This window comes from Clostridium estertheticum, assembly GCF_026650985.1.
Taxonomy (GTDB): domain Bacteria; phylum Bacillota; class Clostridia; order Clostridiales; family Clostridiaceae; genus Clostridium_AD; species Clostridium_AD estertheticum_C.
Genome location: NZ_CP086239.1, coordinates 2,539,841 through 2,553,483, shown reverse-complemented (window position 1 = coordinate 2,553,483; position 13,643 = coordinate 2,539,841). Strand labels below are relative to the sequence as shown.

The following is a 13,643-nucleotide window of genomic DNA, read 5'->3' as shown; positions in this document are numbered from 1 at the left end:
AGGGATTTAAAATATGATAAGATACATAAGTGTAAGGGAATAGAATAGTTAGAAGACAATCGCAAAACAAGCCGTACGAAATAAAGATATAAGAATGGGGATATTAATATGATTGATGAATTTATTGTATGGTTAAAGAAAAATGGATTGTAGAAAAGTGCACATCACTATTCAGGTGCGATAAATACAATTTCAAAGGAGTTAATAGAGTTAAAAAAAATAGATAGAAATATTTATAATATTAATAATATTGAAGAGGTTAAAAAAACATTGGACTTATATTTGTCTATTCCTAAACTAAAACAGTAAGACCAAAATGGAAAAAGAATGTATAGCTAATATAAATAAGGTTTAATGATTAAAATAAATATATAAAATTTAGGTATAAAAGGAAGTGGAGTCTTGAGTAGTAATATGGATTTATCAAAAAAAATTATATCTTATGGATATTTTTCTAAAGAAATACCGAAAGAATTTACTTCTGAACATCTAGGTATACTATTAGATTGTATTGATATCTCGGAATCTAAATTATCAAAGAAAATCGTTAATAAGTGGACTAAAACAATTGAATTTTCGATTCCTAAAATAGAAAACTTTAGAAGGTCAATATCGATACCTACTCCATTAAATTATATATTACTTTCTAATTTATTAGAAAATAAATGGAGCGAATTGGCGAATCATTTTAATAAATCAAATGTTTCACTTACTACTCCAACAATAACAGACAATGAAAATGAAGCTATAAAACCAAAATTCCAAATGGAAGAGAGAGTTTATCGAAGAATTAATAGCCTTGGAAATAATAAATATATTTTAAAAACAGATATTGCAAGGTATTATCCTAGTATATATGCACACTCTATTTCATGGGCATTGCATACTAAGGAAATTGCAAAAGAAAATATAAAAAAGAAGTTATATCTTCTTGGAGATGAAATAGATAGACTTGTTCGAAATATGCAGGATGGACAAACTATAGGAATACCTATTGGTCCGGCTACATCATTTATAATTCAGGAGATTATTGGAGTTGTTATAGATTACGAGTTTAGTTCGGCTATGAGCATTATGGGTATTAAAGTTAATGGGTATAGATATACAGATGATATGGAATATTATTTTAATTCGTTAGAAGATGCTGAAAGAGGGCTGAGTCAATTAAATAAAATTGTGAAAAGGTACCAGCTAGAATTAAATAGTTCAAAAACAAGTATTATAAAAACTCCGGATAAACTTGTACCTGAATGGATATATTATTTTACAACATTTAATTTTAGAAAATGCAATGATAGTAAAATAAATATTCTAATGCAAAAAAAAGATTTAATAAGTTATTTTAGTAAGACATTTGAATTTTTTAAAAATAATAATGAAAAGGGAATACTAATTTATGCCTTAAAAACAGTAAGAAAAGCTGTAATAATGAAGGAGAATTGGGACATTTTTGAGTCCTTAGTTTTACATAGTGCTTTAATTGATCCATTAACAGTACCAACTGTTTTTGAAATAATAGAAGGATATAAATACAGGGGATACCCTATTAATATTGATAAAATAACGGAATTTGTGAATGGGTTAATAAGGGATAATATAGAATTGAAAAATGATTATGAAGTTGCATGGGCACTAAGTATTGCTAATAGACTTAAGATGCAGATTAATGAGGAGGTAAGCAAGAAGTTATTACAAAGTGACAATGCAATAATAAATACATTAACTATGATTTTGAATAGTAAGAAACTTCTAAATGGAAACTTAAATTTTGATCATTATAGAAGTTTTTTCACGGAGGAAGAATTGTATGATTCAAATTGGTTATTTACATATGAATGTTGCAATCAGGGATGGCTTGGTCAGGATAAGGATAAAGATTATATAAAAAAGGATCAATTTTACAAACAACTGTTAGATAATAAAATTTCTTTTATTAATGCTGATTTTTCACCTGTAGGGAGTATGTTAAGAAAGTTAGTCATACTGAAAATGGATATAGGATCAATTATAAAATGTGGGAACCTAACAACAGAAAAATTAAGAGAAAATGTAGAGCAAGTGGTAAAAAAATTGCTTGTAGATAATGATATTATCGAAGAAATTATAGATAATGATATCATTGAAGAGATTATAGTAGATATATTAAATAAAATACAAGAACCTAAGAAAGAACCTAAGGAAGAACCTAAGGAAGAACCTAAGGAAGAACCTAAGGAAGAACCTAAGGAAGAACCTAAGGAAGAACCTAAGGAAGAACCTAAGGAAGAACCTAAGGAAGAACCTAAGGAAGAACCTAAGGAAGAACCTAAGGAAGAACCTAAGGAAGAACCTAAGGAAGAACCTAAGGAAGAACCTAAGAAAGAACCTAAGGAAGAACTTAAGGAAGAACCCCCAAAGGACAAATTTAATAGCAATGATTGGTTATTTAACTTCTTTAATACTGATTTCAGCAAAGAAGATACTATATATTCTAACGATACATATATAGATTATTAAAAGCAAAATTTATTGGGTGGTAACAATATGGTAATACAAATAGAAAATGATTTTTATTAAGTGAAGTTGCACGGACAATTAAGAGTAGTATTTGTTTTGTATTATTAAAAGATGAGGAAATTAAAGAAAATAAACGAAGGTGTTCTGAAGATGATTTATAACACAATAAAAACACAACTACGGTAAAAGATATATATTAATATAACGTTAAACAAAGTTCTGTAGCCTTAAACTTATTGGAAATAAAGAATTATAATGTTGTGTAATCTTCTGTAATAGTACTGTTTCCGTTCCAGCTGGTCGCAGGTTTGATTCCTGCCCGACACACCATTACGAATCTAGGCACCTCAAAGGGTTTAGGTATCTATCCTTCGTTAATTAATACCAGTAATTATTATAAAGTGGCTTTGCGTTTCTTGCAAAGTCATTTATTATTTATCCTTAATTTTCTAAAATTGAAAATTGAATTTTAATGCGAGAGAGAAATCTTTATGGATTAAGAAACATTTCGATTTTAGAAAAAAAGGAGGAGACTAGAATGACGAAAATTGATTACATTGACTTAATTAACTCAACAAGGAGAAATAATTTAGCGATAGAGAGAACTAAGGTATGTATCGAAGCTTTGGAGAGGAAGCTTAAATTAAATGTAGAAGATTTTAAATCATATTTCAGAAGCAATGACAAAAATGAATTTTTATTAAATTTTCTGAATTATATTGTTCAAAAATATTGCTTAAGTCAAGGCATTTATGCAGATGCAGAGATGGAACAAAGAATATTTTTTAAGATTTATTTGGATGGAGAATTAATTTATATAGCAGGAGCTATAAGTATGAATAAAGCAAGATGGCATTTGGCAGATTATATAGTTAAAAATAGTAGAATTATTACTGGGATAATGAGTTACAAAATTTGTGGATTTGAAAAGGTGGAAGAACAAATTATTAATAAAAGCAGAGAATTACATATTATCTATATTTTAAATGAAAATGCAGAAATGACAATGAATATATATCAGATAATTACTGTTTGAACTTGCGGTGGATATTTTGATGTAATATATAGATTATATGAAACCTTCGGTAACAGAAAAAGATTTTGTACAAGAATATGAAGCTAATCATTATGTAATTAAGCTATTGAGTGATTTTTATCTTATAAACAAATTCACCGGCGTGCTAATATCATTCAATAGATGAAGAATAGAATATGCTGAGTGGTGCAATCATGATATTTTAAAAGGATTGAATTATTTATCTGATAAAAAAACTTATAATTATAAAAGTGAAGGTTCTAAAATATAAAAAGCTTAAAAAATAAATGAGTAAACGAAATTAAGTTTTGCAACCTTAAAAGGACAACGCTAACTACAAAAACATGCAAAAATAGAGTACAACGAAAGACAATTATTTAGGATATAGAATAGCTGTGTGTAGTTTATTTGGTTTATTTAGGAAGAATAATAGCAAAAAATTCCCAAAATGATTTTGAAGATAATATGTATTTTTACAAGAAGTAATTATATTTTTTAGTGAATTATCGAAAAACTTTGATTATACCATTTGCTTTGTTAGGGTGAAATGTTGCAGGACAATGAAGGCATTTTAATATAGTTGAGTAATTGAAAATAGTAATGTATTTACTATTTTAAGAAATAAATATGTTGCTATCTTTTATTTATCTAAATATTCATTTAGAGTTTTTATTTCTTCACCTGTTATAAAGTACCTTTTTTAACTTCCAACACATTTTTCTTTCTTATAAATTATTAAACCTCCACTCAGTTCTGAAATTATATTTCTTACAAATTTCTTTTTTTCGTTTTTAAAAACAAGGTATAGTTCATCTAGATTTGAACCTTGTTGAGATTTGCAGCTAAGTACATTGCATTATTAAGTACTGCATGTTAATATATGGATAAGGAGTGAAGATATTGGAAATAGATAAGGAAATGCTGAAAGGGTATATTGATACAATATTAATGAGTGTACTTAATGACTGCACTATGTATGGATATGAATTAGCAAAAAAGGTAAGGGCGATTAGTGGGGAAACCTTTGAATTAAAGGAAGGCACACTATATCTGTCATTAAAAAGACTAGAAAAGAACGGGTATGTTAAATCATATTGGAGTAATAGTGAAAGTGGCGGCGGTAGACGGAAATATTACAATATCACTGATGATGGAATAGAATATGTTAAAAGAAAAAGAATAGAATGGATTTTTATGAGAGAATTGATAAATAAGTTTCTTGGGGGTGTAAAAAATGAATAGTCAATCAAAAATGAGCAAAGAAGGTATAGATTGCATAGAAAAGTATGTATCTAATCTTGCAATTGGTATTCAAGCAAGTTCAGATGAAATTAAAGATTTTAAAAATGAGATGAAAGCAAATCTATTGAGTAGTGTAGGTGATTTATTAAGTCAAGGATATGAAGAAATTAATGCTGTTGAACTTGCTATAAAACAATTTGGAGAAGTAGATAGTATAAAAACAGAAATTAAAGAGGTATACAAAACAAAATACTTATATGCCAAAAAACTTTTAAACATAACGATAATTGTAGGTGTATTAGGAATTTTATTATCTTTTGGAGGGGTAATTTGGAAAAATTATTCCGTAGACAGACCAATTAATGATATATACTCAATTATAGAAAAAAACATGGGGAATGATTCTAATCCTATCACAGATAATATGAAAAATAATCTTAAAGATAAGGTAGATAAATCTTTCGCTATTGACTATGTAACACTTCAAATTTTTGATAAAAATGATAAATATATTAATACAGATAGAAATCTAAAGTATGATTACAATTATGCACCAAGAATGACTATTGATGAATCTGGTAATGGTCGTCCAAAAACATTATCAAGATTTGTTGCATATGCACAAAATTCTAAACAAATTGAAATTAAAGGTTCCAATAAGGGCATAATTGTAATTACTGAGACAAGAGATATTAGTTTTATAATTTTTCAGATTGTACCTATACTACTTTTGATTTACTGGGTTCTATTTGCTATTTGGGCAAGTATAAATTCTGTTAATAATAAGAGAAGTATTATTTGGATATTTGTATTTATACTGCTCAATGTTGTTGGATATTTGATATATTATCTTGTTGGACGTAGTCTTATTAATAAAAGCAGAAATAAAATTTAAGTTTTGTTAAGAGTGGAGCAGGAAAGTCTTGCTTTTAATTGAAGAGAATTTTGGTTGACTTAAATTTAATTTATTAACGAATAAGTATTGGTAGATTATAATTATGATTGATTCATAGCAAAAATCGAATCCCTTTTCTCTGCTAATATGAAAGAGATCTAGCGAGTTTGCTAGATCTCTTTTAAATGTTATTAATTAAAATATTACTTAAAACTTAGAATCGATTATATTTCCACTAAAACCATTTATATTGAGTTGTTTTTTTGTATCATTATCTATTTTTAGTTTATCTATAAAGCTATTCCAATCATTTACTTGTTGATCTATTATGCTATTTGTAAATCGAATTTTATTAGCATATGGTGATTCGTTTTCATAGGAATTTCCTTCAAGTAAAGAGCTCATAAGGTTATTTAGACCTTTAGAATATTCAGTACGGAATTGCTTAAGGTCATCATTATAAAGTTTTGCAAAGAAATTGAAGGAATCAACTACTCTTCCCTCTAAATTGTTAAAGGAAGTCCCAACTATTGCACTGTGAGAATTAGAGAAATTAACAATCTTACGAGCAATGTTTTGTGAAATTGTATTTGATAGTGTTTTCTTTACCTCATTTGACATATTACAACTTTCCAGCATAATATCACCTTTAAGTTTCATTTGTCCAAGGTATGCGCCTAAAACTTCCGGAGAATTAGTATATATACCTCCGCCTAAGGTAGTTATTACTGTACCAACTGCCTTAATGTCACTATAACTCATATTTTCAATTGTATTACAATTGTTAATTGAATATAAATTTGAAAGATTATCAAGTTTATCAGTGAAGTTTTTTAGACCATCTCCATAATTATTTATTACTTTTCCCCATTCTGCTGAGTTCTGCGTTTTTACATCTTCAAATATCTTTTTCTTATTTTTTATTACATCAATAATATGGCTTTGAAATTCTTTCACATTAAAATTCTGTTCATTATTTTTATTTTCGGTGGACCCCTTATATGTAAGATCGTCATTAATCCAATTTAAATCTCCGTTTAAAAAATTACCTATACCTTTTGCAAATGCTTCAGATAATTTATTTACAGCTTCATCAGAAACTTTATTTAATCCATTAAGTCTTTCTTCCAATTCTTTTCCAGAATATTTTTCTTTAATTCTGTCTTCATAAAGACTTTCCTTTGCTACAAAGTTAGTTATAAATTGTGGATCTGTAAAAGTATAATCTTTAGAAATAACTATCGGTGATACCTCATAATTTCCATTTGAAGGTATTTCACAAGAATTAGGTGATGAGTATAAGCCTGCCCAATAATTTTCTGCTGCATCAGATTTTATTTGTTCTGCATCTAGCTTTCGTCTATTTTCCAGTAATTCTTCTTGTGTTACACTGGATACTTTCATTTTTTCTGCTTTAAATGTTTTATCTATATCTATTTTGTAGTTGTTTAAACTAGGAAAGGATGTTTTTATATCCATTGCCATATTTAGCCCCTTTAACATTAATTAAATTTAGTAATTATATACTAAAATGCATTGCTCTTTAATATTATTATCGTAATTTATATTAACATCTTTATACCTTTAATGGTTTAAATATACAATTAAACCATTGATTTTATAAAATTTATTATGTAAATCGTAACCTAGAAGAAAAGGTCACAAAAGGTCGAAAACATTAAAGTAATCTTACATATAATCGATAAATAAAGAAAGGCATTAAGAAATTATTTATTACTTATTACTTTAAATAGCCTTGTTTATTTTAAATATCATATGAGGAGATGTTTTCATGAAAAGAAAATCTAGTTTGTTCGTAAAATTTTTAGTAGTAGCCATGATATGTATTATTATACCTTTACTTATTAGTGGTTATTATTCAGTTAACTCATTTTCAAATTCTTTGGAAAGTGAAGCAAAAAAATCATTGAACAGTGCAGCTATTTCAAATAAAAATTATATAGATGTGGCTTTTAAGGATCAAATGGATTTAGCAACATCTATTTCAAACGAAAGTGAAGTTGTAAACTATTTTAAAGAATTTAAAAAAACTAACAAACCTAACAAAGCAGTATTAACTCATATGTCAAGTAATTTGGAAACTAAATTGAAAAATTCAAATGGATTATATGAGAATATGATTTTGCAAGTGATTTCTTCAGATTTAAATAAAGTAACAGTAGCTGATGGTATTGGTGGAAAGTCTATTGGGGATAAAAGACCAGCTACCCAAGATTTATTAAAAGCCTTGGAGAAAGAAGGCAAAGCTAAGATTGGGAGTATTATGGCTTCTCCTATAACAGGAAGACCTGTTATTACAATAAATGCACCGATTTTGGATACTGATACTAAACTGTTAACAGCATCATTTCTAGATTCAATAGATTTGAATACATTAACTCAAAATATTGTTAAATCAAACTCTAATGAATCTATTAAAACTTTTTTAATAGATCCAACAGGTCTTGTAGTTTCATCGGAAAATTCTTCACAAATATTAAAACTTAACTTAAGCAAAGAAAAAGGAGATATGCCAGATTTCTATGGTACAATGAAGGCTAACAATTCTGGTATAGGTTATTTTACTATTAATGGTGTAAAAAACATAGCTTCATATACAAAAAGTGATATCACAAAGTTATATATTGTATCCTTTATACCTGTGGAACAGTATATGTCAAAAATCAATAGTGTTAGAAATGGAATAATTATTGTAATTATTATAAGTCTTATTATATCTAGCTTGTTAATATTATTATTTTCACGAAGTATTACTAAACCATTAAAATTAGCTGTGGAATATATAAGAACATTTGCTTTAGGAGATTTTTCAAAGGAAGTACCAGATAAAGCAATGAGGGTAAGTGATGAAACTGGTGATCTAATGATTTCTTTAAATACAATGCAAAAATCTATTAGGACTATGCTTAAAACTGTAGTTAAACAATCTGAAAAAATAGAGAGTTCAGTTATTATAACTAATAAGAGTATGTATGATTTAGAGTATCAGATTGAGGAAATATCATCAACAACTGAAGAGTTGTCCGCTAGCATGGAGGAAACAGCAGCTTCATCAGAAGAATTGAGTGCTTCTTCCGATGAATTAGGAAAAGCGGTGACTACTATATCCGAAAAAGCTCAAGAAGGTGCTGAAAATTCAGGTGAGATAAGAAAAAGGGCACAGGAATTAAAAGAAAGTGCAGTTATTTCTAAAAAGGTAGCTGAAGATATTAGGAATAACATATATAGTAGCTTAAAGCAATCAATAGAGCAGTCAAAAGCAGTTACTCAAATTAATGAATTAACGGAGTCTATTTTACAGATTTCATCTCAAACAAATTTATTAGCTTTAAATGCTGCAATAGAAGCTGCACGGGCAGGAGAAGCAGGGAAAGGTTTTGCAGTAGTAGCTGAAGAGGTTAGAAAGCTAGCTGAGGATTCAAAAAATATTACTAATGAAATCCAACAAGTAACTAAAATAGTAGTATCTTCAGTAGAAAGTTTAAAATACAATTCGGAGAATGTATTAGATTTCATAGATTCAACAGTAATAAAAGATTATATTGCTATGGTTGAAATTGGAGAACAGTATTATAAAGATGCAAACTATGTTGGAAATCTTGTAAATGATTTTAGTAGTAAAGCTCAGGAGGTAAGCTCCTCTCTTCAAATTATGATTAATGTCATAAATGAAATATCAACTGCAAATAATGAAATGGCTATAGGAACTGGAAATATTGCTAATAAAGCATCTATTAGTTTACAAAAATCAAATGATGTATCAAAGGTAACAAGTGATACTAAGAAAGTATCTGAAGAATTAAAGACTATTGTTTCAGAATTCAAAATTTAATTATAAGGAGATTTGAACCCGGAATTGGGCGCCTACGTAATTGATGAGTACATAAGAGGAGATGAAAAGATGGAATTTATTAGCTCAATTCTTAAATTTTTAGTAACACTTTTAGTAGCTTTTTTTCCTGTTCAAATTATTCTAAATCTTGTTAATAATAGATTTAATATATTTACACCTCTTCAGGAATTCATTAAGAAAAGTGGTAATGAAAAATTGATAAATAAATTTGTTTTTATTATATCGATTGCTTTATTCCTACTTGTTAGTAACTATATTAATCTTAATGACTTCGAGTTTGGAATTTTAGCCGGAGTTTACTACGCAATAGTATTCACTATTTTGCCAAGGAAGTAAAACCTAGGTGAGATAAAAAAGATAGGCAAGTAAATAGTTTACAATTTATTGTTATTCTCGACATTCTAATGACACATATAATTGTTATTGTTAATACATAGAAAGAAACTAGTAATTGATTTTTTAATTAGAGTCCCCCTTTAATTAAATATATATATAACTAGGAACGATAGATCAAGGGCTCTAGCACAATTGTGCTAGAGCCTTTTTTCATTGTAGATAAACCAAATTAAATATGGATAATAGCTATGTCATATATTTTTGAATGGTATTAATTACTATAGGAATACCTTTTTTAATTTTCTCCTCATTTACATTACTAATGCTTATTCTAAAATAATGATCATTTCTATTTTGTTCCAAAAAACATAAATTTGTATCTAACATTTTAATATTGTTATTTAATAGTGAACTTATTATTTTATCATATTGTAGTGAATCATCTACATATATACAAGAAAAATATCCGGATTTAGGGATGTTCCATTTTATTTTAGAATGTTGAAGCAAAGATATTGTATTTTTTAAATAAGTCATTCTATTACGGTATAGGGTGCTCATTTTGTTTCTATGTATATCAAACAGACCACTTTTTAAATAGATTTCAAGTGCCCCTTGAGATAGTATTGGACTATTCATATCTGTCCATTTTTTATAATTTAGGAAAGTACTTATTAGTAAGCTTGGCAATATGAGTGCGGCAACTCTTAGTCCAGGCATAAGAATTTTTGAATAACTTTTCAAGTAAATAACCTTTTCAGTAGTGTCATAAGTGAACATGGGGTCATTTTTTTTATTTATGTCTAAATCGGAAACAATATCATCTTCAACAATATATACATTATATTTTTGCGCCATAGCTACAATAGATTCTTTTTCTTCTTTACTATAAGAAGTTCCAGTTGGGTTATGAAATCTAGGGACGGTATAAAAAAATTTAATATTGCCATACTTAAACATGTTTTCTAGTTCATATAAATCTATTCCGTTAAGCCCTCTTTCAATTCCTAATACGGAAACATTATTTAATTCTAAAATTTTTATAATTCCATAATAAGTAGGTTGCTCAACAAGAATGTTAGATTTACCATTTGGAAAGGGCATAATTGACAATATGGTTAGTGCTTGTTGAGAACTGGATGTAATGACAATGTTGTCTGAACTTGTAAATACTTGATATTGTTGAAAGTGTTTTGATAATACATGTGTTAATGAATTCAATCCTCGTGGATTTGAGTAAGTAAATAAGGTTTTTTTGTACAAATCTATGGATTTATTCAAACAATGTTGAAAATCTTCATAAGGAAAGCTTTCAATATCTGGAACTCCTGATGAAAAATCAATAATAGTATTGTTAGTGGAATTAGTATTATGGAAATCCTCTAATAGGTAGTATCCACTTTTGGGAGAGGGGTAAACAATATTATCTTTTTCAAGTTTATCATAGGCTTTTAAAACTGTACCAATACTACAATTAAATAGTTGGGATATAGTCCTAATAGAAGGCAATTTTTTTTGTAGGTGAAATTTCCAGCTGAAATTCCATTATGAATATAGTCAATAATCTTTTCGTATTTTAACAATATAAGCAACTCCTTTAATTTTGTACTAGTACAGATTGCACTTTTATTTCTTGATAACTAAATTATACTATACTAATATGTAGGTGTAATCAATTTGTGTAGGTATAGTGGAGACACTTGAGAAAAGATGAGGAGAAATCAGTTATGACAAAACCAGAGCTTTTAGCTCCAGCGGGGAACTTAGAAAAACTTAAAACAGCTATAAATTTTGGTGCGGATGCTGTTTACCTTGGAGGAAGTAAACTGAATCTAAGAGCATTTGCAAACAATTTTAATCTTGAAGAATTAAAAGAAGGACTAGAATTTGCACATTCTAGGGGTAAAAAAATTTATGTTACATTAAACATAATTCCTCACAATGATGATTTAGCAGAAATAGAGGATTATCTTAAAGAGTTATATGAAATTGGGGTTGATGCAATACTTGTTGCAGATCCAGGAATCATTGAAACTGCTAAAGCAGTAGTTCCAAATCTTGAGATACATTTAAGTACTCAAGCAAATTGTGTAAATTATAAATCTGCTTTATTTTGGCACAAATTAGGTGTTAAAAGAGTAGTAATGGCAAGAGAAATGAGTATAAATGATTTCAAAATTTTGAGAAAAAAACTTCCGGAAACCTGTGATATAGAAGCTTTTGTTCATGGATCAATGTGCATGGCATATTCAGGTAGATGTATGTTATCAAATTATTTAACAGGTAGAGATGCAAATAGAGGCGAATGTGCACAACCATGCAGATATAAATATCATCTGATAGAAGAAAAGGAATCTGGAGAACGTCATGAAATCACTGAGAATAACAATGGAATTTATATAATGAATTCAAAGGACTTATGTATGATAGAACATATCCCTGAACTTATGGAATCTGGAATTAACTCTCTTAAAATTGAAGGAAGGATGAAGAGTGTATATTATGTTGCATCTGTTGTAAAAGCCTATAGAGAAGCCATTGATAAATACATAGAAGATCCTAAAAAATATGTTTTTGATTCTAAATGGGAAGATTATCTTCTAAAACCTAGTCACAGACCTTATACTACTGGCTTCTACTTTGATGAAGAGATAAAACAGAGTTATGAAAGCTCAGCATACATTCGCAATTATGACATTGTAGGTATTGTGAGAAACTATAACAAAGATTCTCATATAGCAACAATACAGCAAAAAAATAAAACTTACAATGGTGATGCTGTTGAAGTTTTAGTTCCAAAGGGAGATAACAAGAACATTAAACTTAATAGTATGAAAAAAGAAAGCGGAGAAGCTATAGATAGTGCACCATCAGCACAAATGATTTTCACAATTGAATGTCATGAAGAACTTAAGGCAGATGATATAATTATTAAAATTAAGGAGGAAAAATAATGAAAAAATCACAAGTTATTAAACAAATTTTAGATGCAGGTGTTGTTGCAGTAATAAGAGCAGAATCAAAGAAGCAAGGGATTAAAATTATTGATGCAGTTATAAAGGGCGGAATAAAAGCCATTGAAATTACTATGACAGTTCCAGGTGCTATTGATATAATTAAAGAGTTATCCGAACGTTATAATTCTGAAGAAGCTCTTATAGGAGCGGGTACTGTACTTGATCCGGAGACAGCTAGAGCATGCATGCTCGCAGGAGCAGATTTTATAGTAAGTCCAAATTTAAATGTAGACACATTAAAAATTTGTAACAGATATGCAGTAGCTGTTGTGCCAGGAATAATGACTGTTAAAGAGGCAATAGAAGCTTTAGAATATGGTGTTGATATTATAAAAGTATTCCCAGGCAATGCGTTTGGTCCATCAATAATTAGTTCATTTAATGGACCACTTCCCCAGGCAAACCTTATGCCAACTGGTGGAGTAAGCTTAAGCAATGTAGAGGATTGGATAAAGGCTGGAGCAGTAGCAGTAGGTACTGGTGGTGAATTGACTAAGGGAGCAAAAACTGGTGACTACGAAGCAGTAAAAGAAATGGCTGCTAAATTTGTTGCAAAAGTTAATAGTGCAAGAGGACTATAGGATTAAATTAATACTATAAAATAACAAATGCTAATTGCTTTATCCACAGGGATTATAAAATGTTTCTGTGGATAAAACTCTATATATTTTGACAATAATTTGTGTATGTGATACGGTTAATATATTCATCGGAGGGTATATAACTATATGCTGGATAAGATGGTTG

General features: G+C 28.5%; 10 protein-coding genes. 8 read left to right on the top strand and 2 right to left on the bottom strand.

Annotation, left to right across the window (positions count from 1 at the left end; translation table 11 throughout):
* Positions 1 to 402: 402 nt before the first annotated feature.
* The 4 genes from LL038_RS12235 (at position 403) to LL038_RS12220 (ending at position 5,669) form a co-directional block, all read left to right on the top strand.
* Complete coding sequence (locus LL038_RS12235) at positions 403 to 2,496, top strand: RNA-directed DNA polymerase (RefSeq protein ID WP_268056065.1); 2,094 nt, start codon at positions 403 to 405, stop codon at positions 2,494 to 2,496.
* Between the two features lie 538 nt (positions 2,497 to 3,034).
* Positions 3,035 to 3,532 carry a hypothetical protein gene (locus tag LL038_RS12230; protein ID WP_216120224.1) on the top strand — a complete coding sequence of 166 codons (498 nt, stop codon included), beginning with the start codon at positions 3,035 to 3,037 and terminating at the stop codon, positions 3,530 to 3,532.
* Positions 3,533 to 4,432: 900 nt separating this feature from the next.
* Positions 4,433 to 4,774, top strand: coding sequence for a PadR family transcriptional regulator (locus LL038_RS12225; RefSeq protein ID WP_216120226.1), 342 nt, complete (start codon positions 4,433 to 4,435; stop codon positions 4,772 to 4,774).
* On the top strand, positions 4,767 to 5,669 hold the full coding sequence (locus tag LL038_RS12220) for a permease prefix domain 1-containing protein (protein ID WP_216120228.1): 903 nt from the start codon (positions 4,767 to 4,769) through the stop codon (positions 5,667 to 5,669). Before LL038_RS12225 ends, LL038_RS12220 begins: the two co-directional genes overlap by 8 nt.
* A 207-nt stretch (positions 5,670 to 5,876) precedes the next feature.
* Here LL038_RS12220 and LL038_RS12215 read toward each other — a convergent pair whose 3' ends face one another.
* Positions 5,877 to 7,154, bottom strand: coding sequence for a hypothetical protein (locus tag LL038_RS12215; protein WP_216120229.1), 1,278 nt, complete (start codon positions 7,152 to 7,154; stop codon positions 5,877 to 5,879).
* Between the two features lie 307 nt (positions 7,155 to 7,461).
* On the opposite strand from LL038_RS12215, the gene LL038_RS12210 reads away from it, so the two are divergent.
* Positions 7,462 to 9,522, top strand: coding sequence for a methyl-accepting chemotaxis protein (locus tag LL038_RS12210; protein WP_216120231.1), 2,061 nt, complete (start codon positions 7,462 to 7,464; stop codon positions 9,520 to 9,522).
* A 69-nt stretch (positions 9,523 to 9,591) separates the two neighbouring features.
* Positions 9,592 to 9,879: a hypothetical protein gene (locus LL038_RS12205; protein ID WP_216120233.1), complete on the top strand. Its 288-nt coding sequence runs from the start codon at positions 9,592 to 9,594 to the stop codon at positions 9,877 to 9,879.
* Between the two features lie 246 nt (positions 9,880 to 10,125).
* On the opposite strand, the gene LL038_RS12200 is transcribed toward LL038_RS12205, so the two are convergent.
* Positions 10,126 to 11,388 carry a PLP-dependent aminotransferase family protein gene (locus LL038_RS12200; protein WP_253200200.1) on the bottom strand — a complete coding sequence of 421 codons (1,263 nt, stop codon included), beginning with the start codon at positions 11,386 to 11,388 and terminating at the stop codon, positions 10,126 to 10,128.
* A 218-nt stretch (positions 11,389 to 11,606) separates the two neighbouring features.
* Here LL038_RS12200 and LL038_RS12195 point away from each other — a divergent pair, with 218 nt between their 5' ends.
* Both LL038_RS12195 and LL038_RS12190 read left to right on the top strand, forming a co-directional pair.
* Positions 11,607 to 12,833 (top strand): peptidase U32 family protein, encoded by a 1,227-nt coding sequence (locus LL038_RS12195; protein WP_216120235.1) that lies wholly within the window; start codon positions 11,607 to 11,609, stop codon positions 12,831 to 12,833.
* Complete coding sequence (locus LL038_RS12190; RefSeq protein WP_216120237.1) at positions 12,833 to 13,477, top strand: bifunctional 4-hydroxy-2-oxoglutarate aldolase/2-dehydro-3-deoxy-phosphogluconate aldolase; 645 nt, start codon at positions 12,833 to 12,835, stop codon at positions 13,475 to 13,477. Before LL038_RS12195 ends, LL038_RS12190 begins: the two co-directional genes overlap by 1 nt.
* Positions 13,478 to 13,643: the final 166 nt, after the last annotated feature.